23 protein-coding genes are annotated in these 26,003 nt (G+C 71.0%); 20 read left to right on the forward strand and 3 right to left on the reverse strand.

Going from position 1 to position 26,003, the window contains the following annotated elements:
* The first annotated feature begins 32 nt into the window (after positions 1–32).
* The 12 genes from B9W62_RS31560 (at position 33) to relA (ending at position 12,456) form a co-directional block, all read left to right on the forward strand.
* On the forward strand, positions 33–584 hold the full coding sequence (locus B9W62_RS31560) for a hypothetical protein (protein ID WP_087810330.1): 552 nt from the start codon (positions 33–35) through the stop codon (positions 582–584).
* A 111-nt stretch (positions 585–695) separates the two neighbouring features.
* Positions 696–1,607 (forward strand): pyridoxal 5'-phosphate synthase lyase subunit PdxS, encoded by a 912-nt coding sequence (gene pdxS, locus B9W62_RS31565; protein ID WP_087810331.1) that lies wholly within the window; start codon positions 696–698, stop codon positions 1,605–1,607.
* Between the two features lie 12 nt (positions 1,608–1,619).
* Complete coding sequence (pdxT, locus tag B9W62_RS31570) at positions 1,620–2,228, forward strand: pyridoxal 5'-phosphate synthase glutaminase subunit PdxT (protein WP_087810332.1); 609 nt, start codon at positions 1,620–1,622, stop codon at positions 2,226–2,228.
* Positions 2,229–2,277: 49 nt separating this feature from the next.
* Positions 2,278–3,030, forward strand: a complete 753-nt coding sequence (locus B9W62_RS31575) for a YebC/PmpR family DNA-binding transcriptional regulator (protein WP_087810333.1) — start codon at positions 2,278–2,280, stop codon at positions 3,028–3,030.
* A gap of 111 nt (positions 3,031–3,141) precedes the next feature.
* Positions 3,142–3,708, forward strand: a complete 567-nt coding sequence (ruvC, locus tag B9W62_RS31580) for a crossover junction endodeoxyribonuclease RuvC (RefSeq protein ID WP_087810334.1) — start codon at positions 3,142–3,144, stop codon at positions 3,706–3,708.
* On the forward strand, positions 3,705–4,310 hold the full coding sequence (gene ruvA / locus B9W62_RS31585; protein WP_087810335.1) for a Holliday junction branch migration protein RuvA: 606 nt from the start codon (positions 3,705–3,707) through the stop codon (positions 4,308–4,310). Before ruvC ends, ruvA begins: the two co-directional genes overlap by 4 nt.
* Before the next feature lie 47 nt (positions 4,311–4,357).
* The gene (gene ruvB / locus B9W62_RS31590; protein WP_087810336.1) at positions 4,358–5,431 is read left to right on the forward strand and encodes a Holliday junction branch migration DNA helicase RuvB; all 1,074 of its coding nucleotides are present in this window, start codon (positions 4,358–4,360) and stop codon (positions 5,429–5,431) included.
* Between the two features lie 175 nt (positions 5,432–5,606).
* Entirely contained in the window at positions 5,607–6,116 is a 510-nt protein-coding gene (yajC, locus tag B9W62_RS31595; protein WP_087810337.1) for a preprotein translocase subunit YajC, read from the forward strand.
* A gap of 135 nt (positions 6,117–6,251) precedes the next feature.
* Positions 6,252–8,069: a protein translocase subunit SecD gene (gene secD, locus B9W62_RS31600; protein WP_179235771.1), complete on the forward strand. Its 1,818-nt coding sequence runs from the start codon at positions 6,252–6,254 to the stop codon at positions 8,067–8,069.
* A gap of 3 nt (positions 8,070–8,072) precedes the next feature.
* On the forward strand, positions 8,073–9,194 hold the full coding sequence (gene secF / locus B9W62_RS31605) for a protein translocase subunit SecF (protein WP_087810339.1): 1,122 nt from the start codon (positions 8,073–8,075) through the stop codon (positions 9,192–9,194).
* Positions 9,191–9,739, forward strand: coding sequence for an adenine phosphoribosyltransferase (locus tag B9W62_RS31610; RefSeq protein WP_087810340.1), 549 nt, complete (start codon positions 9,191–9,193; stop codon positions 9,737–9,739). Before secF ends, B9W62_RS31610 begins: the two co-directional genes overlap by 4 nt.
* Positions 9,740–9,912: 173 nt before the next feature.
* On the forward strand, positions 9,913–12,456 hold the full coding sequence (relA, locus tag B9W62_RS31615; protein ID WP_087810341.1) for a GTP pyrophosphokinase: 2,544 nt from the start codon (positions 9,913–9,915) through the stop codon (positions 12,454–12,456).
* Between the two features lie 88 nt (positions 12,457–12,544).
* Here the strand turns inward: relA and B9W62_RS31620 are convergent, their stop codons facing one another.
* Together B9W62_RS31620 and B9W62_RS31625 are read right to left on the reverse strand one after the other, a co-directional pair.
* Positions 12,545–13,774, reverse strand: a complete 1,230-nt coding sequence (locus B9W62_RS31620) for a DUF349 domain-containing protein (protein WP_087810342.1) — start codon at positions 13,772–13,774, stop codon at positions 12,545–12,547.
* A 135-nt stretch (positions 13,775–13,909) separates the two neighbouring features.
* Positions 13,910–14,737: a peptidylprolyl isomerase gene (locus tag B9W62_RS31625; RefSeq protein ID WP_087810343.1), complete on the reverse strand. Its 828-nt coding sequence runs from the start codon at positions 14,735–14,737 to the stop codon at positions 13,910–13,912.
* A gap of 183 nt (positions 14,738–14,920) precedes the next feature.
* Here B9W62_RS31625 and B9W62_RS31630 point away from each other — a divergent pair, with 183 nt between their 5' ends.
* The 5 genes from B9W62_RS31630 (at position 14,921) to rpsD (ending at position 20,096) form a co-directional block, all read left to right on the forward strand.
* Positions 14,921–15,631, forward strand: coding sequence for an MBL fold metallo-hydrolase (locus B9W62_RS31630; RefSeq protein ID WP_087810344.1), 711 nt, complete (start codon positions 14,921–14,923; stop codon positions 15,629–15,631).
* A gap of 11 nt (positions 15,632–15,642) precedes the next feature.
* Positions 15,643–16,905 carry a histidine--tRNA ligase gene (gene hisS, locus B9W62_RS31635; protein ID WP_087810345.1) on the forward strand — a complete coding sequence of 421 codons (1,263 nt, stop codon included), beginning with the start codon at positions 15,643–15,645 and terminating at the stop codon, positions 16,903–16,905.
* A gap of 194 nt (positions 16,906–17,099) precedes the next feature.
* Positions 17,100–17,762: a vitamin K epoxide reductase family protein gene (locus B9W62_RS31640; protein ID WP_179235772.1), complete on the forward strand. Its 663-nt coding sequence runs from the start codon at positions 17,100–17,102 to the stop codon at positions 17,760–17,762.
* A gap of 69 nt (positions 17,763–17,831) precedes the next feature.
* Positions 17,832–19,187, forward strand: a complete 1,356-nt coding sequence (locus tag B9W62_RS31645; RefSeq protein WP_087810347.1) for a replication-associated recombination protein A — start codon at positions 17,832–17,834, stop codon at positions 19,185–19,187.
* 294 nt (positions 19,188–19,481) lie between these two features.
* On the forward strand, positions 19,482–20,096 hold the full coding sequence (gene rpsD, locus B9W62_RS31650) for a 30S ribosomal protein S4 (protein ID WP_003977321.1): 615 nt from the start codon (positions 19,482–19,484) through the stop codon (positions 20,094–20,096).
* 48 nt (positions 20,097–20,144) lie between these two features.
* On the opposite strand, the gene B9W62_RS31655 is transcribed toward rpsD, so the two are convergent.
* Positions 20,145–22,334, reverse strand: a complete 2,190-nt coding sequence (locus B9W62_RS31655; RefSeq protein ID WP_179235773.1) for an ATP-binding protein — start codon at positions 22,332–22,334, stop codon at positions 20,145–20,147.
* A gap of 165 nt (positions 22,335–22,499) precedes the next feature.
* Between B9W62_RS31655 and B9W62_RS31660 the strand changes: the two genes are divergently transcribed.
* The 3 genes from B9W62_RS31660 to alaS are packed head-to-tail and all read left to right on the forward strand — an operon-like array spanning position 22,500 to position 25,994.
* The gene (locus B9W62_RS31660) at positions 22,500–22,949 is read left to right on the forward strand and encodes a DUF948 domain-containing protein (RefSeq protein ID WP_003977323.1); all 450 of its coding nucleotides are present in this window, start codon (positions 22,500–22,502) and stop codon (positions 22,947–22,949) included.
* A 7-nt stretch (positions 22,950–22,956) separates the two neighbouring features.
* Entirely contained in the window at positions 22,957–23,322 is a 366-nt protein-coding gene (locus tag B9W62_RS31665) for a hypothetical protein (protein ID WP_087810349.1), read from the forward strand.
* Positions 23,322–25,994 carry an alanine--tRNA ligase gene (gene alaS, locus B9W62_RS31670; protein ID WP_087810350.1) on the forward strand — a complete coding sequence of 891 codons (2,673 nt, stop codon included), beginning with the start codon at positions 23,322–23,324 and terminating at the stop codon, positions 25,992–25,994. Before B9W62_RS31665 ends, alaS begins: the two co-directional genes overlap by 1 nt.
* Positions 25,995–26,003: the final 9 nt, after the last annotated feature.

Genomic DNA, 26,003 nt, shown 5'->3' on the forward strand with positions numbered 1-26,003 from the left:
GCCCGCCCGGGGCACCGATAGGGTTGCGGCCCGTGACCGCAACCCTCATCTGGATCCTGGTCGTCCTCGTCGCCGTCGGCCTGTACCTCAGCTGGACGGCGGGCCGCCTGGACCGGCTGCACGCCCGGATCGACGCCGCCCGTGCCGCACTGGACGCCCAGTTGCTGCGCAGGGCGTCCGTGGCGCAGGAGCTCGCCACCTCCGGCGTGCTCGACCCGGCCGCCTCCATGGTGCTCTACGAGGCGGCACACGCCGCCCGGCAGGCCGAGGAGGAGCTGCGGGAGGTCGCCGAGAGCGAGCTGAGCCAGGCACTGCGCGCCGTGTTCGCCGACGCGCCGCAGGTGGACGCGCTGCGCGAGGCACCCGGGGGAGAGGCGGCCGCCCACGAACTGGCCGAGGCCGTACGGCGGGTGCCGATGGCCCGGCGCTTCCACAACGACGCGGTGGGCGCCGCGCGCCGCCTGCGCGAGCACCGCAAGGTCCGCTGGTTCCGACTCGCCGGGCACGCGCCCTTCCCGCTGGCCTTCGAGATGGACGACGAGTCGCCGGCCGCCCTGGTGGAGCGGGCGGCCCGGGACCAGTAGCGCCGGGGAACGAAAACGATCCACCGGCTTTCCATTGGCCCTTGCTGTGGCCTGCTCGCCTCACGTTTCCTCGTTGTCGCAGAAACCCCCTTCTCCTCAGCGAGGTACCCCGTGTCCAGCACCCTCTCCGAAAACCAGGCACCCGAGACCGGCACCGCCCGCGTGAAGCGCGGCATGGCCGAGCAGCTCAAGGGCGGCGTCATCATGGACGTCGTCACGCCGGAGCAGGCGAAGATCGCCGAGGACGCGGGCGCCGTGGCCGTCATGGCCCTGGAGCGGGTCCCGGCCGACATCCGCAAGGACGGCGGCGTGGCCCGGATGTCCGACCCGGACATGATCGAGGGCATCATCGGCGCCGTCTCCATCCCCGTGATGGCCAAGTCCCGCATCGGCCACTTCGTGGAGGCCCAGGTCCTCCAGTCCCTCGGCGTCGACTACATCGACGAGTCCGAGGTGCTCACCCCGGCCGACGAGGTCAACCACAGCGACAAGTTCGCCTTCACCACCCCCTTCGTCTGCGGTGCCACCAACCTGGGCGAGGCCCTGCGCCGGATCGCCGAGGGCGCCGCCATGATCCGCTCCAAGGGCGAGGCCGGCACCGGCAACGTCGTCGAGGCCGTCCGCCACCTGCGCCAGATCAAGAACGAGATCGCCCGGCTGCGCGGCTACGACAACAACGAGCTGTACGCCGCCGCCAAGGACCTCCGCGCCCCGTACGAGCTGGTCAAGGAGGTCTCCGAGCTGGGCAGGCTCCCGGTCGTCCTCTTCTCCGCCGGCGGTGTCGCCACCCCGGCCGACGCCGCGCTGATGCGCCAGCTCGGCGCCGAGGGCGTCTTCGTCGGCTCCGGCATCTTCAAGTCCGGCGACCCGGCCAAGCGCGCCGCCGCCATCGTGAAGGCGACCACCTTCTACGACGACCCGAAGATCATCGCGGACGCGTCCCGCAACCTCGGCGAGGCCATGGTCGGCATCAACTGCGACACCCTCCCCGAGACCGAGCGCTACGCCAACCGCGGCTGGTAAGGACCCCGATCCATGAGTGACACGCCCGTCATCGGCGTCCTGGCCCTCCAGGGCGACGTACGGGAGCACCTCATCGCCCTGGCCGTGGCCGACGCCGTGGCCAGGCCGGTGCGGCGCCCCGAGGAACTCGCCGAGGTGGACGGCCTGGTCGTCCCCGGCGGCGAGTCCACCACCATCTCCAAGCTCGCCGTCCTCTTCGGGGTGATGGAGCCCCTCCGCGCGCGCGTGCGGGACGGCATGCCCGTCTACGGCACCTGCGCCGGCATGATCATGCTGGCCGACAAGATCCTCGACCCGCGCTCCGGACAGGAGACGGTCGGCGGCATCGACATGATCGTGCGCCGCAACGCCTTCGGCCGGCAGAACGAGTCCTTCGAGGCGGCCGTCGACGTCCGGGGCGTCGGGGGCGAGCCGGTGGAGGGCGTCTTCATCCGCGCCCCCTGGGTCGAGTCCGTGGGCGCCGCCGTCGAGGTGCTCGCCGAGCACGACGGCCACATCGTCGCCGTCCGCCAGGGCAACGCGCTGGCCACCTCGTTCCACCCGGAGCTGACCGGCGACCACCGGGTGCACCGGCTCTTCGCCGACATGGTGCGCGCGGACCGGGCGGCTCAGTCCTTGTAGGATTCCTGCGTTCGTTGCAGGAGATGGGTTACGCGAAGGAGACAGGCAGATGTCCGGCCACTCTAAATGGGCTACGACGAAGCACAAGAAGGCCGTGATCGACGCCAAGCGCGGCAAGCTCTTCGCGAAGCTGATCAAGAACATCGAGGTCGCGGCGCGCATGGGCGGCGTCGACATCGAGGGCAACCCGACGCTGTACGACGCCATCCAGAAGGCGAAGAAGCAGTCGGTTCCCAACAAGAACATCGACTCCGCGGTCAAGCGCGGCGGCGGCCTGGAGGCCGGCGGCGCCGACTACGAGACGATCATGTACGAGGGCTACGGTCCCAACGGGGTCGCGGTGCTCATCGAGTGCCTCACCGACAACCGCAACCGCGCCGCCTCCGACGTCCGCGTCGCCATGACCCGCAACGGCGGCTCCATGGCCGACCCGGGATCGGTGTCGTACCTGTTCAACCGCAAGGGCGTCGTGATCGTGCCCAAGGGCGAGCTGAGCGAGGACGACGTCCTCGGCGCCGTCCTGGACGCGGGGGCCGAGGAGGTCAACGACCTCGGCGAGTCCTTCGAGGTGCTCAGCGAGGCCACCGACCTGGTCGAGGTCCGCACCGCCCTCCAGGAGGCCGGCATCGACTACGAGTCCGCCGACGCCAACTTCGTCCCGACCATGCAGGTCGAGCTGGACGAGGAGGGCGCGCGGAAGATCTTCCGGCTCATCGACGCCCTGGAGGACAGCGACGACGTGCAGAACGTCTTCGCCAACTTCGACGTGAGCGACGAGATCATGGAGAAGGTCGACGCCTGACGCGTCCCTGCTCAGCGGGCCGACGGGGACACAACCCGTCGGCCCGTCGCTTTGTCGGTGGCACCCGATAGCCTGCACAAACAGGTGATCGGCGAGAGGGGTGGGCAGAGCGTGCGCGTACTGGGGGTGGACCCGGGGCTGACCCGTTGCGGTATCGGCGTCGTGGAGGGCGTCGCGGGCCGGCCGCTCACCATGATCGGCGTCGGTGTCGTCCGCACGCCCGCGGACGCCGACCTCGGTCACCGCCTCGTCGCCGTCGAGCAGGGCATCGAGCAGTGGCTCGACGAGCACCGGCCGGAGTTCGTCGCCGTGGAGCGCGTCTTCAGCCAGCACAACGTCCGCACCGTCATGGGCACCGCCCAGGCCAGCGCCGTGGCGATCCTGTGCGCGTCCCGCCGCGGCATCCCGGTCGCCCTGCACACCCCGAGCGAGGTGAAGGCCGCCGTCACCGGCAGCGGCCGCGCCGACAAGGCCCAGGTCGGCGCCATGGTCACCCGCCTGCTCCGGCTCGCCGCCCCGCCCAAGCCCGCCGACGCCGCCGACGCCCTCGCGCTCGCCATCTGCCACATCTGGCGCGCCCCCGCGCAGAACCGCCTCCAGCAGGCCGTCGCCCTGCACACCGCACAGGGCCCGCGCCGCTCACCGAACTCCCACCCCTCGAAAGGCCGCCCCGCATGATCGCCTTCGTCAGCGGCACCGTCGCCGCCCTCGCACCCGACGCCGCGGTGGTCGAGGTCGGCGGCGTCGGCATGGCCGTCCAGTGCACGCCGAACACGCTCTCCGCGCTCCGGCTCGGCAAGCCCGCCAAGCTCGCCACCTCCCTCGTCGTGCGCGAGGACTCGCTCACGCTCTACGGCTTCGCCGACGACGACGAGCGCCAGGTCTTCGAGCTGCTCCAGACCGCCAGCGGCGTCGGACCCCGCCTGGCCCAGGCGATGCTCGCCGTGCACCGGCCCGACGCCCTGCGCAGAGCCGTCTCCACCGGCGACGAGAAGGCGCTCACCGCCGTCCCCGGCATCGGCAAGAAGGGCGCGCAGAAGCTGTTGCTTGAGCTGAAGGACCGGCTCGGCGAGCCCGTCGGGGCCCCCGCCGTCGGCGCCCCGGTCAGCTCCGGCTGGCGCGACCAGCTGCACGCCGCCCTGATCGGCCTCGGGTACGCGACCCGGGAGGCCGACGAGGCGGTCGCCGCCGTGGCGCCGCAGGCGGAGGCCGCCGGGGGCACCCCGCAGGTGGGCGCGCTGCTCAAGGCCGCCCTACAGACGCTGAACCGCGCCCGCTGACCCCGCCCGCCACCACCGACCGGGTGCGCCACGGCAAGGAGAACGAAGTGAACTGGGACGACACCACCGACGCGGAAGCCGCCGCCGAGCGGCTGGTGGGCGCTGCCGCCGACGGCGAGGACCAGGCCGTGGAGGCGGCCCTGCGCCCCAAGGACCTGGGCGAGTTCATCGGCCAGGAGAAGGTCCGCGAGCAGCTCGACCTCGTGCTGCGGGCCGCTCGCGCGCGCGGCGCGACCGCCGACCACGTGCTCCTGTCCGGCGCCCCGGGCCTCGGCAAGACCACCCTGTCGATGATCATCGCGGCCGAGATGGAAGCCCCCATCCGCATCACCTCGGGCCCGGCCATCCAGCACGCCGGCGACCTCGCGGCGATCCTCTCCTCCCTCCAGGAGGGCGAGGTCCTCTTCCTCGACGAGATCCACCGCATGTCGCGGCCCGCCGAGGAGATGCTCTACATGGCGATGGAGGACTTCCGCGTCGACGTCATCGTCGGCAAGGGCCCCGGCGCCACCGCCATCCCCCTGGAGCTGCCGCCGTTCACCCTGGTCGGCGCCACCACGCGCGCCGGGCTGCTGCCGCCCCCGCTGCGCGACCGCTTCGGCTTCACCGCCCACATGGAGTTCTACGGACCGGCGGAACTGGAGCGCGTGATCCACCGCTCCGCCGGCCTGCTCGACGTCGAGATCGACCCCACCGGCGCCGCCGAGATCGCCGGCCGCTCCCGCGGCACCCCCCGCATCGCCAACCGCCTGCTGCGCCGGGTCCGCGACTACGCCCAGGTCAAGGCCGACGGCCTGATCACCCAGGAGATCGCCGCGGCCGCCCTCGCCGTCTACGAGGTCGACGCCCGGGGCCTCGACCGGCTCGACCGGGGCGTGCTGGAGGCCCTCCTCAAGCTGTTCGGCGGCGGACCGGTCGGCCTGTCCACGCTCGCCGTCGCCGTGGGGGAGGAGCGTGAGACAGTGGAAGAGGTCGCCGAGCCCTTCCTCGTACGGGAGGGTCTGCTCGCCCGTACGCCACGCGGGCGGGTGGCCACTCCGGCCGCATGGGCGCACCTCGGCCTCACCCCGCCGCGTTCGCAGGGTTCAGGAAACGGACAACAGGACCTGTTCGGGGCGTGACGACCCGGTCACGAGAGGCACATTCGCCGGAGCAGGAACCCCGGTGCCATGCTGGGCGTTGTTCCATGCGCGCGGACTCGCCTAGACTCCGCCGATGCCGCCCCTGTCGGCGGTGTACACACCCCCAACCATCAGGCCGCTCCCCATCGCGGTCGTGTGAAGGAAGTACCGACCCGTGAGTCTCGTGACCCTCCTCCCGTTCATCGTGCTCATCGGGGCCATGTTCCTGATGACCCGGTCGGCGAAGAAGAAGCAGCAGCAGGCCGCCAACATGCGGAACGAGATGCAGCCCGGAACCGGTGTCCGCACCATCGGGGGCATGTACGCCACGGTCAAGGAGGTCAACGACGACACGGTCCTCCTCGACGCCGGCCCGGGCGTGGAGCTGCTCTTCGCCAAGAACTCGATCGGTGCCGTCCTCACCGACGACGAGTACAACCGCATCGTCCACGGCATCGAGCACGACCTGAAGTCCGACGCGGACATCGTCCCCGACGACGCCTCCTCCCTCACCGAGTCCGACGCCTCCGACGACGACGCCTCCGACGACAAGTCCGTCGACCTCGGCAAGAAGGCCGAGCCCGCCGACGAGACGGCCGACGAGCCGACGGTCGACGCCGCGCCCGCCGAGGCGAAGGCGGACGAGCAGGCGAAGAAGTCCGACGGCGGTTCCGAGGCGAAGTAGACCGTGCCCCGGGGTGCGCGGGACGGGTTCCCGCGCACCCCGCGTGACGCGCGGCTCGCACGGATCCGGACACCATGTGATGGCCGCCGGTGACGCCTTCTGGGCGCGAAGCGGCCCGAGAGGGAGTACACAAAGGTGGTAGCACCTAAAAAGGGAAAGAATGCGAGCGCTCAGAGTAAGCCCGGGCGCTCGCTGGCCCTGATCCTGATCGCCATCGTGGCGCTCACCGGAGGCATGTTCGCCTCCGGGCACACGACTCCGCGTCTCGGTATCGACCTGGCCGGTGGCACGAGCATCACCCTCCGGGCCGTGCCGGAGGCGGGCCAGGAGTCCGCGATCAACAAGACCAACATGGACACCGCGGTCGAGATCATGAACCGCCGTGTCAATGGTCTGGGTGTTTCCGAGGCCGAGGTCCAGACCCAGGGCGACCGGAACATCATCGTCAACATCCCCAAGGGGACGAACTCCAAGGAAGCCCGGCAGCAGGTCGGCACCACCGCCAAGCTGTACTTCCGTCCGGTCCTCGCCACCGAACTCTCCGGCGCCAACGCGACCGGCACTCCCTCGGCGAGCGAGACCGGCGGTGCCTCGGACAAGGCGACCGACAAGGCCACGGACAAGGCGACCGACGGCGACAAGGCCACCGACGGCGACAAGGCGACCGACGGCGACAAGTCGAGCGGCACGCCGTCCGACTCCGCCTCGGCGAGCGCCACCTCCCAGGGCCGCGCCGCCAGCGACGCCCTGAAGGCCGACCCCAGCCCGTCCGCCACCGGCTCCGACGGCGCCTCCCCGTCCCCGAGCGCCAGCGCCTCCGGCGACGCCGCCGCCACCAAGCTGCAAGAGCAGTACGCGGCTCTGGACTGCACCGACAAGAACGCCCGCGCCAAGGCCGGCGACGGCGCCAAGCCGAGCGAGCAGACCGTGGCCTGCGGCCAGAACTCGCAGGGCCAGTGGCAGAAGTACATCCTCGGCGCCGCCGCGGTCGACGGCACCGAGGTCGACGAGGCCGAGGCCGTCTACAACACGCAGACCGCCGCCGGCTGGACCGTGACGATGAAGTTCACGGACAAGGGCAGCAAGAAGTTCGCGGACATCACCGGCAAGCTGGCGCAGAACCAGTCCCCGCAGAACCAGTTCGCCATCGTCCTGGACAACGAGGTCGTCTCCGACCCGTACGTCAGCCAGGCGCTCACCGGCGGCAACGCGGAGATCTCCGGCAGCTTCGACCAGGAAGAGGCCCAGAGCCTCGCCAACATGCTGTCCTACGGCGCGCTGCCGCTGACCTTCAAGGAGGACAGCGTCACCACCGTCACCGCCGCGCTCGGCGGTGAGCAGCTCCACGCCGGTCTGATCGCGGGCGCGATCGGCCTCGCCCTGGTCGTTCTCTACCTGCTGTTCTACTACCGCGGGCTGTCGTTCATCGCCGTCTGCTCGCTGCTGGTCTCGGCCGGCCTCACGTACGTGATCATGTCGTTGCTCGGCCCGACCATCGGCTTCGCGCTGAACCTGCCGGCCGTGTGCGGTGCCATCGTCGCCATCGGCATCACGGCGGACTCGTTCATCGTGTACTTCGAACGCGTCCGCGACGAGATCCGGGAGGGCCGCACGCTGCGTCCCGCCGTCGAGCGGGCCTGGCCGCGCGCCCGGCGCACCATCCTCGTCTCCGACTTCGTGTCCTTCCTCGCCGCCGCGGTGCTCTTCGTCGTCACCGTGGGCAAGGTGCAGGGCTTCGCGTTCACGCTCGGTCTGACGACCCTGCTCGATGTGGTGGTGGTGTTCCTGTTCACCAAGCCGCTGCTGACGCTGATGGCGCGCCGCAAGTTCTTCGCGAGCGGTCACAAGTGGTCCGGCCTCGACCCCAAGGCCCTGGGTGCCAAGCCTCCGCTGCGCCGCACCCGCCGTCCGTCCCGTCCTGCCGCCGGCCCTGTCGACCCGAAGGAGGCGTGAGAGATGTCGAAGCTCGGCACACTCGGCGCCCGACTGCACCACGGCGAGGTCGGCTACGACTTCGTCAAGAACCGCAAGATCTGGTACGGCATCTCGATCCTCATCACCATCACGGCCATCGTCGGCCTGGCGGTGCGCGGCCTGCACATGGGCATCGAGTTCCAGGGCGGCGCGGTCTTCACCACCCCGAAGAACATGAGCGCCTCGGTCGCCCAGACCGAGACCTGGGCGGAGGAGGCGTCCGGCCACGACGCGATCGTCCAGAAGCTCGGCGACGGCAGCCTCCGCATCCAGATCGCGGGCACCGACACCCAGCAGTCGGACCAGATCAAGGAGGACCTCTCCAAGAACCTGGACGTCTCCGCGGAGAAGATCAACGCCGACCTGGTCGGCCCCAGCTGGGGTGACCAGATCGCGAACAAGGCCTGGCAGGGGCTCGGGATCTTCATGGTCCTCGTGGTGATCTACCTGGCGATCGCGTTCGAGTGGCGGATGGCACTGGCCGCCTTCGTCGCACTGGTCCACGACATCACCATCACCGTGGGCATCTACGCCCTGGTCGGCTTCGAGGTCACACCGGGCACGGTGATCGGCCTGCTGACGATCCTCGGCTACTCGCTCTACGACACGGTCGTCGTCTTCGACAGCCTCAAGGAACAGACGCGGGACATCACCAAACAGACCCGCTGGACCTACGCGGAGATCGCCAACCGGTCGATCAACAGCACCCTGGTCCGCTCCATCAACACCACGGTGGTCGCGCTGCTGCCGGTGGCGGGCCTGCTGTTCATCGGCGGCGGTGTTCTCGGCGCCGGCATGCTGAACGACATCTCGCTGTCGCTGTTCGTCGGCCTCGCGGCCGGCGCCTACTCGTCGATCTTCATCGCCACGCCGCTCGTCGCCGACCTCAAGGAGGCCGAGCCGCAGATGAAGGCCCTCAAGAAGCGGGTCCTCGCCAAGCGCGCCCAGGCGGCCGCCAAGGGCGAGAGCGCGGAGTCCGCGGCCGACGAGGAGACGTACGACGCCGAAGAGCCGGACGACGCCGCACCCGCGGTCGTCGGACCCCGCAACCAGCCCGCGTCCCGCGGCAGGGGCCGCGGCCGACCCTCGGGGAAGCGCCGATGACCGAGACGACCGACATCACGGAGCTGCTGCTCAGCCGCATCCGTGACGTCGCCGACTACCCGGAGCCGGGCGTGGTGTTCAAGGACATCACCCCGCTCCTGGCGGACCCGGCGGCCTTCGCCGCGCTCACCGACGCCCTCGCCGACGTGGCCCGGGACACCGGTGCCACCAAGGTCGTCGGCCTGGAGGCCCGCGGCTTCATCCTGGGAGCCCCGGTGGCCCTCAGGGCGGGCCTCGGCTTCATCCCCGTACGCAAGGCGGGCAAGCTCCCCGGAGCCACGCTCAGCCAGGCGTACGACCTGGAGTACGGCTCCGCCGAGATCGAGGTGCACGCCGAGGACCTCACCGCGGGCGACCGCGTGCTGGTCGTCGACGACGTCCTCGCCACCGGCGGCACCGCCGAGGCCTCGCTGGAGCTGATCCGGCGGGCCGGGGCCGAGGTCGCGGGCCTCGCCGTACTGATGGAGCTGGGCTTCCTCGCCGGGCGGGCCCGGCTGGAGCCGGCCCTGTCCGGGGCCCCGCTGAAGGCGCTGCTCACGGTCTGAACCACGCGAACCGCACGACTGGGGCGGGCCCGGAGGAATCCGGCGCCCGCCCCGGGCGTTGCAGGGGTTGACAGCCCTCACATTGGCCAGAAGGCGATCCCGGAGGGCAGGATCGCTACCATGGGGTATCCGGAGCCTGACCGGGGGACCCGGATCGCGCACGAGGAGTCCTCTTGCCAGACGAGGCCCAGCCACTGACCGCCGCAAAGCCCGAGTCCGCCTCGGCGTCCGCGGCGAAGCCCGCGCCGAGCACGCCCCAGGCGAAGAACGACCCGCACGGGCCGATCCAGCACGCCGCGTCCGCGCCGGTCGACAAGCCCGCCGAGCAGCAGCCGCGCCCCAAGGCGCTGCCCGCCGAGCGCCCGCAGAACGCACCGGTGGTCCGCGCCCCCGCGGGCCAGCCCGCCCGCTCCGGCTCCTCCAACCGCGTCCGCGCCCGCCTGGCCCGCCTCGGCGTGCAGCGCGCCAACCCGTACAACCCGGTCCTGGAGCCGCTGCTGCGCATAGTGCGCGGCAACGACCCGAAGATCGAGACGGCGACCCTGCGCCAGATCGAGCGCGCCTACCAGGTCGCCGAACGCTGGCACCGCGGCCAGAAGCGCAAGAGCGGCGACCCGTACATCACGCACCCGCTCGCCGTCACCACCATCCTCGCCGAGCTGGGCATGGATCCGGCCACCCTGATGGCCGGGCTGCTGCACGACACCGTCGAGGACACCGAGTACGGCCTGGAGGACCTGCGCCGCGACTTCGGCGACGTGGTCACCCTCCTCGTCGACGGCGTCACCAAGCTGGACAAGGTCAAGTTCGGCGAGGCCGCGCAGGCCGAGACCGTGCGCAAGATGGTCGTCGCCATGGCCAAGGACCCCCGCGTCCTGGTCATCAAGCTCGCCGACCGCCTGCACAACATGCGCACCATGCGCTACCTCAAGCGCGAGAAGCAGGAGAAGAAGGCGCGCGAGACCCTGGAGATCTACGCGCCGCTCGCCCACCGGCTGGGCATGAACACCATCAAGTGGGAGCTGGAGGACCTCGCCTTCGCGATCCTCTACCCCAAGATGTACGACGAGATCGTCCGCCTGGTCGCCGAGCGCGCCCCCAAGCGCGACGAGTACCTGGCCGTGGTCACCGACGAGGTCCAGCAGGACCTGCGCGCGGCCCGCATCAAGGCGACCGTCACCGGCCGCCCCAAGCACTACTACAGCGTCTACCAGAAGATGATCGTCCGCGGCCGGGACTTCGCGGAGATCTACGACCTGGTGGGCATCCGCGTCCTGGTGGACACCGTCCGCGACTGCTACGCGGCGCTCGGCACGGTCCACGCCCGCTGGAACCCGGTTCCGGGGCGGTTCAAGGACTACATCGCGATGCCCAAGTTCAACATGTACCAGTCGCTGCACACGACGGTCATCGGGCCCGGCGGCAAGCCGGTCGAGTTGCAGATCCGCACCTTCGACATGCACCGCCGCGCGGAGTACGGCATCGCCGCGCACTGGAAGTACAAGCAGGAGGCCGTCGCCGGCGCCTCCAAGGTGCGCACCGACGCCCCCAGGTCGTCCGGCAAGAGCAAGGACGACCACCTCAACGACATGGCGTGGCTGCGCCAGCTGCTCGACTGGCAGAAGGAGACCGAGGACCCCGGCGAGTTCCTGGAGTCCCTGCGCTTCGACCTCTCCCGCAACGAGGTCTTCGTCTTCACCCCCAAGGGCGACGTCATAGCGCTCCCCGCCGGGGCCACCCCGGTGGACTTCGCCTACGCCGTCCACACCGAGGTCGGCCACCGCACCATAGGGGCGCGGGTCAACGGGCGGCTGGTGCCGCTGGAGTCGACCCTGGACAACGGCGACCTGGTGGAGGTCTTCACCTCCAAGGCGGCCGGCGCGGGCCCCTCCCGCGACTGGCTGGGCTTCGTGAAGTCGCCGCGCGCCCGCAACAAGATCCGCGGCTGGTTCTCCAAGGAGCGCCGCGACGAGGCGATCGAGCAGGGCAAGGACGCCATCGTCCGCGCGATGCGCAAGCAGAACCTGCCGATCCAGCGCATCCTGACCGGCGACTCCCTGGTCACGCTCGCCCACGAGATGCGCTACTCGGACATCTCCGCGCTGTACGCGGCGATCGGCGAGGGCCACGTCTCCGCGCAGAACATCGTGCAGAAGCTGGTGCAGGCGCTCGGCGGCGAGGAAGCGGCCACCGAGGAGATCGACGAGTCGGTCCCGCCGGCCCACGGTCGCGGCCGCAAGCGCCGGACCAGCGCCGACCCGGGCGTGGTCGTCAAGGGTGTGGACGACGTGTGGGTCAAGCTGGCCCGCTGCTGCACACCCGTGCCCGGCGACCCCATCATCGGCTTCGTCACCCGCGGCAGCGGCGTGTCCGTCCACCGCAGCGACTGCGTGAACGTGGACTCGCTGTCCCGCGAGCCCGAGCGCATCCTCGAGGTCGAGTGGGCGCCCACCCAGTCCTCGGTCTTCCTGGTCGCCATCCAGGTCGAGGCCCTGGACCGCTCCCGGCTGCTGTCGGACGTCACCCGGGTGCTGTCCGACCAGCACGTCAACATCCTCTCGGCGGCCGTCCAGACCTCCCGGGACCGGGTGGCCACCTCCCGCTTCACCTTCGAGATGGGCGACCCGAAGCACCTCGGGCACGTCCTGAAGGCCGTACGCGGCGTGGAGGGCGTCTACGACGTGTACAGGGTGACGTCGGCCCGCAGGCCGTCGTAGCCGTCCCGGGCGGCCGCCCGGGCGCACACACGAGAGGGGCTCCCGTACTCGCCGTACGGGAGCCCCTCTCGTGTCCGGTCCGCGACCGTCAGCCGCCGAACTCGTGCAGTCCCTTGAGCGCCTGGTCGAGCAGCGCCTGGCGGCCCTCCAGCTCACGCGCGAGCTTGTCGGCCTTGGCGTCGTTGCCCTGGGAGCGGGCCTGCTCGATCTGGGCGCGCAGCTTGTCGACGGCGGCCTGGAGCTGACCGGTCAGTCCCTCGGCACGCGCGCGTGCCTCCGGGTTCGTCCGGCGCCACTCGGCCTCCTCGGCCTCCTGGAGGGCCCGCTCGACCGCGTGCATCCGCCCCTCGACCTTCGGGCGGGCGTCGCGCGGGACGTGGCCGATGGCCTCCCAGCGCTCGTTGACCGAACGGAACGCGGCACGGGCCGCCTTGAGGTCGGTGACCGGGACGAGCTTCTCGGCCTCCTCGGCCAGCTCCTCCTTGAGCTTCAGGTTCTCCGTCTGCTCGGCGTCCCGCTCGGCGAAGACCGAGCTGCGGGCAGCGAAGAACACGTCCTGGGCGCCGCGGAAGCGGTTCCACAGGTCGTCCTCGTGCTCGCGCTGGGCGCGGCCGGCGGCCTTCCACTCGGACATCAGGTCGCGGTAGCGCGCGGCCGTCGGACCCCAGTCCGTCGAGTTCGACAGTGCCTCGGCCTCGGAGACCAGCCGCTCCTTGGTCCGCCGCGCCTCCTCGCGCTGCGCGTCGAGCTGCGCGAAGTGCTGCTTGCGGCGCTTGGAGAACGCCGAGCGCGCGTGCGAGAAGCGGTGCCACAGCTCGTCGTCGGACTTGCGGTCCAGGCGCGGCAGGCCCTTCCAGGTGTCGACCAGGGACCGCAGCCGCTCACCGGCCGCCCGCCACTGGTCGGAGCGGGCCAGCTCCTCGGCCTCGGCGACCAGGGCCTCCTTGGCGCCGCGTGCCTCGTCGGACTGCTTGGCCCGCTGGGCCTTGCGCTCCTCGCGCCGTGCCTCCACGAGCGCGACGAGCTGGTCCAGCCGGGTCCGCAGCGCCTCCAGGTCGCCGACCGCGTGGTGCGCGTCCACCTGCTCGCGCAGGTGGTCGACGGCGGTCTGGGCGTCCTTGGCCGACAGGTCGGTGGTCTTCACCCGCTTTTCGAGGAGGCCGATCTCGACAACCAGTCCTTCGTACTTGCGTTCGAAGTAGGCCAGCGCCTCCTCGGGGGAGCCTGCCTGCCAGGAACCGACGACCTTCTCGCCGTCGGCCGTACGCACGTACACGGTCCCCGTCTCGTCGACGCGGCCCCACGGGTCGCTGCTCACAGCGCCTCCTCCACATGATGCCTGCGGAGGGCTTCGCTACCCCCGGGCATCGTCCACAGTTTCGTCACGGCCAACATAGGCGACCGGCGGGTGGCCTGTCCGCATCCCGCACGACCGAACTTTCGCTGATGAGGGTCAGGATTTCGTGACGGTGGCCTTGTCGATCACGACCGTCGCGTTGGGCGCTCCGTCACCCTGACCGGTGCTCTCCCCGGCCTCCGCGATCTTCTTCAGCACGGCCATGCCCTTGTCGGAGATGGTGCCGAACGGCGTGTAGCTCGGCGGCAGCGGGCTGTCCTGGTACACGAGGAAGAACTGGCTGCCGCCGGAGCCCGGCTGACCCGTGTTCGCCATCGCCACCGTGCCCGCCGGGTACGTGTTCGACTTGAGGCTCTTGTCCTTCAGGTTCTCGTCCGGGATGGTGTAGCCCGGACCGCCGTTGCCCTGCCCCGTCGGGTCGCCGCACTGAAGCACGTAGATGCCGTTGGTGGTGAGGCGGTGGCACGGCGTGTGGTCGAAGAAGCCCTTGCCCGCCAGGAAGTTGAACGAGTTCACGGTGTGCGGTGCCGCGTCCGTCTTCAGCGCGAGGTCTATGTCACCGCACGTGGTCGCCAGCTTCATGGTGTACTTCGCCGACTTGTCGACGGTCATCGCAGGCTCCTTCTTCCAGGTCTGCGTCTTGACCTTGCCCTCGGCGGGCTTTTCGCACGGGTCCGGCGCCTTGCTCGGGGCCGAGGCGCTCGGCGTGACCTCGGCGCTCGCGTTCGTCTTGCTGTCGTCGTCGTCCCCGAGGACCACGCCGGTCGTGTACAGCGCGACGCTGCCGATCAGGATCACGCCGAGCACCGAGGCGATCGCGGCGTTGCGCATGCGCGCCTTGCGTCGTGCGGAGGTACGTCGCTGCTGCTGCCGCAAGAACTTCTCCCGGGCGAGCTGACGCCGCCGCTGCTCCTGGGTGACCACCGGGTTCTCTCCTCATGCGTCTTCGTGTGCCGACCGGTACGCGTGGGTGCGATGAGCCGACCGTGGGCGTGTAGCCCCGTACCGTATATGGGTTCGCTGAGGAATCGGCACCGCCGGTAGGCTCTGACCATGGGCGCGACCCGTTCGCAAGCCCACCCGTACCGACACAAACGAAGGACGATCGTGCTCATTGCCGGGTTCCCCGCCGGGGCCTGGGGGACGAACTGCTATCTCGTCGCCCCCGCCGCCGGTGAGGAGTGCGTGATCATCGACCCGGGCCACCAGGCGGCCCCCGGAGTCGAGGAAGCGATCCGCAAGCATCGGCTCAAGCCCGTCGCCGTCGTCCTCACCCACGGCCACATCGACCACGTCGCCTCGGTCGTCCCGGTGTGCGGCGCCCACGACGTGCCGGCCTGGATCCACCCCGAGGACCGCTACATGATGAGCGACCCCGAGAAGGGCATCGGCCGCAGCATCGGCATGCCGCTCATGGGCGAGCTGACCGTGGGGGAACCCGACGACGTCAAGGAGCTGACCGACGGCGCGAAGCTGGCGCTGGCGGGTCTGGAGCTGACCGTCGCGCACGCCCCGGGCCATACCAAGGGGTCGGTGACCTTCGGCCTGCCCGAGGCGGCGGACATCCCGCCGGTGATGTTCTCGGGCGACCTGCTGTTCGCCGGCTCCATCGGACGCACCGACCTCCCCGGCGGCTCCATGGACGACTTGCTCGAGTCCCTGGCACGCGTGTGCCTGCCGCTCGACGACGCGACCGTGGTGCTGTCCGGACACGGCCCCCAGACGACCATCGGCCAGGAGCGCGCCACCAACCCGTATCTGCGGCAGGTGGCGGCAGCCGGCCAGGGAGCTGCCGAGGCTCCCCGACGAGGAATGTGACGAGACCTTCCGTGAGTACCTTCAAGGCCCCCAGGGGCACGTACGACCTGCTGCCGCCCGACTCCGCCAAGTTCCTGGCCGTCCGCGAGGCGATCGCCGCCCCGCTGCGCAACTCCGGCTACGGCTACATCGAGACGCCCGGCTTCGAGAACGTCGAGCTGTTCGCACGCGGTGTCGGCGAGTCCACCGACATCGTGACCAAGGAGATGTACGTCTTCGAGACCAAGGGCGGCGACCGGCTCGCCCTGCGCCCGGAGACCACCGCTCCGGTGCTGCGCGCGGTCCTGGAGGCCAACCTGCACAAGGCGGGCGGCCTGCCCGTCAAGGTCTGGTACTCGGGCTCGCAGTACCGCTACGAGCGCCCCCAGAAGGGCCGTTACCGCCACTTCTCCCAGGTCGGCGCCGAGGCGATCGGTGCCGAGGACCCGGCCCTGGACGCCGAACTGATCATCCTGGCCGACCAGTCGTACCGCGCGCTCGGCCTGCGGGACTTCCGCATCCTGCTCAACTCCCTGGGCGACCAGGAGTGCCGCCCGGTCTACCGGGCCGCGCTCCAGGACTTCCTGCGGGGGCTCGACCTGGACGAGGAGACCCTGCGCCGCGCGGAGATCAATCCGCTGCGCGTCCTGGACGACAAGCGCCCGGACGTCCAGAAGCAGCTCACCGACGCCCCGCTGCTGCGCGACTACCTGTGCGACGCCTGCAAGGCGTACCACGAGGAGGTGCGCGAGCTGATCACGGCGGCGGGCGTGGTCTTCGAGGACGACCCGAAGCTGGTGCGCGGCCTGGACTACTACACGCGCACGACGTTCGAGTTCGTCCACGACGGCCTGGGCTCCCAGTCCGCGGTGGGCGGCGGCGGCCGCTACGACGGCCTGTCCGAGATGATCGGCGGTCCCTCGCTGCCCTCGGTCGGCTGGGCCCTCGGCGTCGACCGCACCGTCCTCGCCCTGGAGGCGGAGGGCATCGAACTGGACATCCCGTCCACCACCTCCGTCTTCGCGGTGCCGCTGGGGGAGGAGGCCCGCCGGATCCTGTTCGCCAAGGTCACCGAGCTGCGCAAGAACGGCGTCGCCGCCGACTTCTCCTACGGAGACAAGGGCCTCAAGTCCGCGATGAAGGGGGCCAACCGCTCGGGCGCCCGCTACACCCTGATCCTGGGCGAGCGCGACCTGGCCGAGGGCGTCGTCCAGCTCAAGGACATGGAGTCCGGAGAGCAGACCGCGATCGGCGTCAACGAGATCGTGGCGGAGCTGGAGTCGAGGCTCGGCTAGCGGGCCGGCACCCTTCAGGGGCACGCGTATTCGCTCGCGCGTGCCCCTGAGGAACGGGCGGTGGCCGGAACGCGCCGCTCCGGGGTGATCGCCGATCCGTTCATAGGCTCATCGAACAGTGCCCATACAGGCTTGTGCGGCACAATGGCCCCTGCCCGAAGCAGGTCCCACTCCCCAGTGACGGAATCGGCGTGATGAGCAAGACGACAGTGAAGGACGTCTCCACCGTGGCAGAGTCCGCGCCGGACGCCGGCGCCCGCACCCCGCGCACCGAGGGCGGCAGCCGGGCCCTCGCACTGCTGCTGGTGATCACGGGCGCGGCCGGCCTGCTCGCCGCCTGGGTCATCACGATCGACAAGCAGAAGATCCTCGAGGCCAAGGTCGCCGGCACCACGTTCACGCCCGGTTGCAGCCTCAACCCCGTCGTCTCCTGCGGCAACATCATGGAGAGCGACCAGGCCTCCGCCTTCGGCTTCCCCAACCCGATGCTCGGCCTCGTCGCCTACGGCATCGTCATCTGCGTCGGCATGAGTCTGCTCGCCCGCGCCACCTACCCGCGCTGGTACTGGCTGACCTTCAACGCCGGCTGCCTCTTCGGTGTCGGCTTCGTCTCCTGGTTGCAGTTCGAGTCCCTGTACCGGATCAACTCGCTGTGCCTGTGGTGCTGCCTGGCCTGGGTCGCCACCATCCTGATGTTCTGGTACGTGACCTCCTTCAACGTTCGCAAGGGCTTCCTGCCCGCGCCGGGCTGGCTGCGCGGGTTCTTCGGCGAGTTCACCTGGGTCCTGCCGGTGCTGCACATCGGCATCATCGGCATGATGGTCCTCACCCGCTGGTGGGACTTCTGGACCAGCTGACCGGCCTTCCGCGAGGGCGGGCCCACCGGGCCCGCCGCGTTGTCGGTGCGGTCCTTTAGGGTTCAGAGCGTGGAGCCCGATCTGTTCACCGCCGCAGCCGAAGAACGCCAGGAGAAGGACCCGACCGGCAGCCCCCTCGCCGTGCGGATGCGCCCGCGCACCCTCGACGAGGTCGTCGGCCAGCAGCACCTGCTCAAGCCCGGATCCCCCCTGCGCCGCCTGGTCGGCGAGGGCGCGTCCGGACCCGCGGGGCCCTCCTCGGTCATCCTCTGGGGGCCGCCGGGCACCGGCAAGACCACCCTGGCGTACGTCGTCTCCAAGGCCACCAACAAGCGCTTCGTGGAGCTGTCGGCGATCACCGCGGGCGTCAAGGAGGTCCGCGCGGTCATCGACGGCGCCCGCCGCGCGGTCGGCGGGTACGGCAAGGAGACCGTCCTCTTCCTCGACGAGATCCACCGCTTCAGCAAGGCCCAGCAGGACTCCCTGCTCCCGGCCGTGGAGAACCGCTGGGTCACCCTGATCGCCGCCACCACCGAGAACCCGTACTTCTCGGTGATCTCCCCGCTGCTGTCCCGCTCCCTGCTCCTGACGCTCGAACCCCTCACCGACGACGACGTCCGGGACCTGCTGCGCCGCGCCCTGACCGACGAGCGCGGCCTGAAGGGCGCCGTCACCCTGCCCGAGGACACCGAGGAGCACCTCCTGCGCATCGCCGGCGGCGACGCCCGCCGTGCGCTGACCGCGCTGGAGGCCGCCGCCGGGGCCGCGCTCGACAAGGGCGAGGCGGAGATCGGGCTGACCACGCTGGAGGAGACGGTCGACCGGGCCGCGGTGAAGTACGACCGCGACGGCGACCAGCACTACGACGTCGCCAGCGCCCTGATCAAGTCCATCCGCGGCTCCGACGTGGACGCCGCCCTGCACTACCTGGCCCGGATGATCGAGGCCGGCGAGGACCCCCGCTTCATCGCCCGGCGCCTGATGATCTCCGCCAGCGAGGACATCGGCCTGGCCGATCCGAACGCACTCCAGATCGCCGTCGCCGCCGCCCAGGCCGTCGCGATGATCGGCTTCCCCGAAGCCGCCCTCACCCTCAGCCACGCCACCATCGCCCTGGCGCTGGCCCCCAAGTCCAACGCCGCGACCACCGCCATCGGCGCCGCCCTGGAGGACGTGCGCAAGGTGCACGCCGGACCGGTCCCGGCGCACCTGCGCGACAGCCACTACAAGGGCGCCGGCAAGCTGGGGCACGGCCAGGGGTACGTGTACCCGCACGACCTGCCCGAGGGCATCGCCGCCCAGCAGTACGCCCCGGACGGGCTGAAGGAGCGGACGTACTACACGCCGACCCGGCACGGCGCCGAGGCCCGGTACGCGGACGCGGTGGAGTGGACCCGCGGGCACCTCGGTCGCAAGCCGTCCTGAACAGCCTGTAGAATCGCCCGGAGCGCCGAGTCCCGTGCAGTCAGAACGGGACAACCGGCCGGAGCCCTCACGGGTTCCAGGAGCGTCGCGCACCGTCGATGGTGTCGCGGGCAGCCCACCACCACCCGGAGTTCCGGGAGCGGTCGGTGGGCCACTCGCGTGCTGCACGTATGTGCCCAGACCAGGGAGCGGCTGCCCGGCAGGTCCCGAGCGGACCCGGCGGGTTTCCCCGGCTGCGGATTGCGACCTCCCACCATCCTGACAAGCCGGAAACCTAGAGAAGAGACACAGACAGTGGCGAACCAGCCCCGCCCCAAGGTCAAGAAGTCGCGTGCCCTCGGCATCGCGCTCACCCCGAAGGCCGTCAAGTACTTCGAGGCCCGCCCCTACCCGCCGGGTGAGCACGGCCGCGGCCGCAAGCAGAACTCGGACTACAAGGTCCGTCTGCTCGAGAAGCAGCGTCTGCGCGCGCAGTACGACCTCAGCGAGCGCCAGCTCGTCCGCGCCTACGAGCGTGCCTCCAAGACCAACATGAAGACCGGCGAGGCCCTGGTCATCGAGCTCGAGCGCCGTCTCGACGCGCTGGTCCTGCGTTCGGGCATCGCCCGCACGATCTACCAGGCCCGCCAGATGGTCGTCCACGGCCACATCCAGGTCAACGGCCAGAAGGTCGACAAGCCGTCCTTCCGCGTCCGCCCGGACGACGTGGTGCAGGTGCGCGAGCGCTCCAAGGAGAAGACGCTCTTCACCATCGCCCGCGAGGGTGGCTTCGCCCCCGACGGCGAGACCCCGCGCTACCTCCAGGTGAACCTCAAGGCCCTGGCGTTCCGCCTGGACCGCGAGCCGAACCGCAAGGAGATCCCGGTGATCTGCGACGAGCAGCTCGTCGTCGAGTACTACGCCCGCTGATCCAGCACATCCGCTGAATCCAGCAGGCGCGGTACCACCCGCGGTACCTCAGCCCGCCGTCTCCCCGCCCTTCCGGGTGGGCGAGGCGGCGGGCTTCGCCGTCCGGGCGTCCGCCGCGGCCCGCCCCCCGGCCGTCGAGCGCGGCGCGGGCAGCGAGACGGCCACCCCCGGCCGGCGCAGCGCCCGCGCGACCGCCTCCCGGCGGCCCAGCAGCGTCCCGTGCCGTACGCACTCCTCGTACCGCTCGTCGCCCAGCTGCTCCCGGGCCGCCGCCTCGCACAGCTCGTGCGGCGCGTTGTAGTGCGCCGAGCCGAACAGCGGCAGCCCCACCGACGGCCACATCCGCCCCGCCGCGCCCTGGAGCACCGCCGCCTCCGCCGCATCGCCCTCCGCCACCGTGACCAGGGCGAGCAGCTCCACCGCCAGCACCGAACCCAGCTGGTCGCGGAAGCGGTGCGCACTGCCCAGGCAGTCGGCCAGCAGCTCACGGGCGCGCAGCGGCTCGCCGTCGCTCCAGGCCGCGTAGGCCAGCACGTACAGGGCGTATCCGCGCGCCCAGCGCTCCCCGTGGTCCTCGCACACCTGGCGCACGTCCTCGCACAGGCGCACCGCGTCCGGCAGATCGCCCTGGAAGGCCCGCGCCATCGCCAGCTCCACCTGGCCCATCAGCACGTTGCTGTTCAGCTCGCCGATCTCCTGGTAGCGGTGCAGCGCGGAGCGCAACAGCCGCTCGGCGCGCGGCATGTCGTCGGTCACCAGGGCCAGGCAGCCGCTGCGGTGCTCCGCGTACGCCACCGCCGTCGGGTTCGCCGAGCGCTCCGCCTCCTCGCGGCACTCCTGGAGCGCCGCCAGCGCCGGCACCGTGTCGCCCTGGAGGATCGCCACGTAGGCGAGCACCCACAGCGCCTTCAGCCGGGACTGCTCGCCCGCCGTCGGCTCCGCGTCCAGCCGCACCGCCTGCTCCAGCCAGTGCCGCCCCTCCGACAGCCGTCCGCAGCCGACCCAGTGGAACCACAGGGCGCCCGCCAGGTACTGGCCCAGGTGCGCGCCGTCCGGCTCGTCCAGGCAGTGCTCCAGGGCGCTGCGCAGATTCGGCAGCTCCGCGTCCACCCGCGCGGCCACCTCGCCCTGGCGCGGCGAGAACCACTCCAGCTCGCACCAGGTCGCCAGGCCCACGTACCAGTCCCGGTGCCGCCGCCGCAGCCGGTCCGCGTCTCCCGTCGCCGCCAGCCAGTCGGCGCCGTACGCCCGTACCGTGTCGAGCATCCGGTAGCGCACCCCGGCCGGGGACTCCTCGCGGGTCAGCACGGACTGCGCGAGCAGTGCGGAGAGGACGTCGAGCACGTCGTCGGCCGGCAGTCCGTCCCCGCTGCACACGTACTCGGCGGCCTCCAGCTCGAACGGGCCGGCGAACACGGACAGCCGCGCCCACAGCAGCCGCTCCGGCGGCGTGCACAGCTCGTGGCTCCAGCCGATCGCGGTGCGCAGCGTCCGGTGCCGGGGCAGCGCGGTGCGGTCCCCGCCCGTCAGCAGCCGGAACCGGTCGTCCAGGCGGCGCAGCACCTGCCCCGGCGACAGCGCGCCCAGGCGCCCCGCCGCCAGCTCGATCGCCAGCGGGATCCCGTCCAGACGCCGGCACAGCTCGCGCACCTCCCGCTGGTCCGCGTCCGGGTCGGCGGCGTAGCCGCAGGTGACGCTGCGCTGCCCGGCCCGGACCGTCAGCAGCTCCATCGCCTCCTCCGTCCCCAGCGGCGCCAGCGGGACGAGCCGCTCCCCGGCCACGCCCAGCGGCCTGCGCCCCACCGCCAGCACCCGCAGCCCCGGGGCGCGGCCCAGCAGGTCGGTCACCAGCGCCGCGCAGGCGTCCACCAGGTGCTCGACCCCGTCCAGGAGCAGCAGCAGCTCGCGCTCGGCCAGGTGCGCGATCAGCGTCTCCCGGGGCAGCCTGGTCGTGTGGTCGGTCAGGCCCAGCGCCTCCACGACCGCGTAGTCGACGAACTCCTCGTCCCGCACCGGCGCCAGCTGCACCCGCCACACGCCGTCCCGGGGTGAGCGGCGCGCCGCCGCCCGCGCGGCCAGCCGGGACTTGCCGACGCCACCGGCGCCGGTGACGGTCACCAGCCGCGCGGAGTCCAGCGCCCGGGCCAGCTCCGCCAGTTGCGCTCCTCTGCCCACGAACGTGTCGAGTTCCAGCGGGAGATTGCCGTGCGGGATGCCGTCGCGCCGATGGTCTCGCATAAGACACGGAGCGTACTGAACCGTGTTCACTCCGTACAATCGCTCGGTCGGACCCGGCCGCACCGCGCCGCGCGGGACGGGGAATCGGGTACGGAGCCCCGCGCCCGGCGCGATAGGCTCGGTGCACGACTTTCCCGATGTTCAGGCACGTCTTTCAGGGAGCGGGTGCACACAGTGTCCGGTGGCGAGGTGGCCGGGATCCTGGTGGCCGTCTTCTGGGCGATCCTGGTCTCCTTCCTCGCCGTCGCACTGGCGAGGCTGGCCCAGACGCTCAGGACGACCACCAAACTCGTGGCGGACGTGACCGACCAGGCCGTCCCGCTGCTGGCCGACGCCTCCGCGGCGGTGCGCAGCGCGCAGACCCAGATCGACCGGGTCGACGCGATCGCCTCCGACGTCCAGGAGGTCACCTCGAACGCCTCCGCGCTGTCCACCACCGTGGCCTCCACCTTCGGCGGCCCGCTGGTCAAGGTCGCGGCGTTCGGATACGGCGTGCGCCGGGCACTCGGCGGTCGCAAGGAGGACATGTCCGCCCCCGCCGACCAGGCACGGCGCACCGTGATCGTGGGCCGTACGCTCCCGGCCGCGCGGCGGACGAAGCGGAAGAAGGGCTGACCGAGCGATGTTCCGCCGTACGTTCTGGTTCGGCACCGGCGTGGCCGCCGGTGTGTGGGCCACCACCAAGGTCAACCGGAAGCTCAAGCAGCTCACCCCCGACAGCCTCGCCGCCACCGCGGCGAACAAGGCGCTCGACGTGGGCACCCGAGTCAAGGACCGCGCGGTGGGTTTCGCGCTCGACGTCCGCGACAACATGGCCCAGCGGGAGGCCGAACTCGACGACGCGCTGGGCCTGAACGCCCCCGTCGACCGTGAACTGCCCGCACTGCGGCACCACGCCGCCATCGAGAACAGCAAGGACCCGAAGTCCGTCGTCGACGACAGCACGACGTACACGACGTACTCGTACAACCGGAATGAGGACCACTGATGGAGTCGGCCGAGATTCGTCGCCGCTGGTTGAGCTTCTTCGAGGAGCGCGGTCACACCGTCGTCCCTTCGGCGTCGCTCATCGCGGACGACCCGACTCTGCTCCTCGTCCCGGCCGGCATGGTGCCCTTCAAGCCCTACTTCCTGGGTGAGGTCAAGCCGCCCTTCGACCGCGCCACCAGCGTGCAGAAGTGCGTGCGCACGCCGGACATCGAAGAGGTCGGCAAGACCACCCGGCACGGCACGTTCTTCCAGATGTGCGGCAACTTCTCCTTCGGCGACTACTTCAAGGAAGGCGCCATCAAGTACGCCTGGGAGCTGCTCACCAGCGCCCAGGACAAGGGCGGTTACGGCCTCGACCCCGAGCGCCTGTGGATCACCGTCTACCAGGACGACGACGAGGCCGAGCGCATCTGGCACGACGTCGTGGGCGTCCCCACCGAGCGCATCCAGCGCCTCGGCAAGAAGGACAACTACTGGTCCATGGGCGTCCCCGGCCCCTGCGGCCCCTGCTCCGAGATCAACTACGACCGCGGCCCCGAGTTCGGCGTCGAGGGCGGCCCCGCCGTCAACGACGAGCGGTACGTGGAGATCTGGAACCTCGTCTTCATGCAGTACGAGCGGGGCGAGGGCATCGGCAAGGAGGAGTTCGAGATCCTCGGCGAACTGCCGAGCAAGAACATCGACACCGGTCTCGGCCTGGAACGCCTCGCCATGATTCTGCAGGGCGTGCAGAACATGTACGAGATCGACACCTCCATGGCCGTCATCAACAAGGCCACCGAACTGACCGGCGTGGCCTACGGCGACGCCCAGGCCTCGGACGTCTCCCTGCGCGTGGTCACCGACCACATGCGCACCTCCGTGATGCTCATCGGCGACGGCGTCACCCCCGGCAACGAGGGCCGCGGCTACGTGCTGCGCCGCATCATGCGCCGCGCCATCCGGAACATGCGCCTGCTCGGTGCGACCGGCCCGGTCGTCAAGGACCTCATCGACGTCGTGATCGGCATGATGGGGCAGCAGTACCCCGAGCTGATCACCGACCGCGAGCGGATCGAGAAGGTGGCCCTCGCCGAGGAGAACGCCTTCCTCAAGACGCTGAAGGCCGGCACCAACATCCTCGACACGGCCGTCACCGACACCAAGGCCTCCGGCGGCACCGTCCTCGCCGGTGACAAGGCGTTCCTGCTCCACGACACCTGGGGCTTCCCGATCGACCTCACCCTGGAGATGGCCGCCGAGCAGGGGCTGTCCGTGGACGAGGACGGCTTCCGGCGCCTGATGAAGGAGCAGCGGGAGCGCGCCAAGGCCGACGCCCAGGCCAAGAAGACCGGTCACGCCGGTGCCGGTGCCTACCGGGAGATCGCCGACAAGGCCGGTGCCACCGACTTCGTCGGCTACACCGACACCGAGAGCGAGTCCACGATCGTCGGCATCCTCGTCGACGGCGCCTCCTCCCCGGCCGCCACCGAGGGCGACGAGGTCGAGATCGTCCTGGACCGCACCCCGTTCTACGCCGAGGGCGGCGGCCAGATCGGCGACACCGGCAGGATCCGGGTCGACACCGGCGCCGTGATCGAGGTCCGCGACTGCCAGAAGCCGGTGCCCGGCGTGTACGTCCACAAGGGCGTCGTCCAGGTCGGCGAGGTCACCGTCGGTGCCAAGGCGCAGGCCTCCATCGACGACCGCCGCCGCAAGGCCATCGCCCGCGCCCACTCGGCGACCCACCTCACCCACCAGGCGCTGCGCGACGCCCTCGGCCCGACGGCCGCGCAGGCCGGTTCTGAGAACCAGCCCGGCCGCTTCCGCTTCGACTTCGGTTCGCCGTCCGCCGTGCCGACGGCCGTGATGACCGACGTCGAGCAGAAGATCAACGAGGTGCTCGCCCGCGACCTCGACGTGCGCGCCGACGTCATGGGCATCGACGAGGCCAAGAAGCAGGGCGCCATCGCCGAGTTCGGCGAGAAGTACGGCGAGCGCGTGCGCGTCGTCACCATCGGCGACTTCTCCAAGGAGCTGTGCGGCGGCACCCACGTGCACAACACCGCCCAGCTCGGCCTGGTCAAGCTGCTCGGCGAGTCCTCCATCGGCTCCGGCGTGCGCCGCATCGAGGCCCTGGTCGGCGTGGACGCCTACAGCTTCCTCGCCCGCGAGCACACGGTCGTCGCCCAGCTCCAGGAGCTGATCAAGGGCCGTCCGGAGGAGCTGCCGGAGAAGGTCTCCGCGATGCTCGGCAAGCTCAAGGACGCCGAGAAGGAGATCGAGAAGTTCCGCGCGGAGAAGGTCCTCCAGGCCGCCGGCGGTCTCGCCGACTCCGCCAAGGACGTGCGCGGCGTGGCCCTGGTGACCGGTCAGGTCCCCGACGGCACCACCGCCGACGACCTGCGCAAGCTGGTCCTCGACGTGCGCGGCCGCATCCAGGGCGGCCGGGCCGCGGTCGTCGCCCTGTTCACCACGGTGGGCGGCAAGCCCCTCACGGTCATCGCCACCAACGAGGCGGCCCGCGAGCGCGGCCTCAAGGCCGGTGACCTGGTGCGCACCGCCGCCAAGACCCTCGGCGGCGGCGGTGGCGGCAAGCCGGACGTCGCCCAGGGCGGCGGCCAGAACGCGGCCGCCATCGGCGACGCCGTCGACGCCGTCGAGCGCCTCGTGGCGGACACCGCCAAGTGAGCACGTCCG

The organism is Streptomyces sp. CS113 (assembly GCF_002188365.1).
Taxonomy (GTDB): Bacteria; Actinomycetota; Actinomycetes; order Streptomycetales; family Streptomycetaceae; genus Streptomyces; species Streptomyces tendae.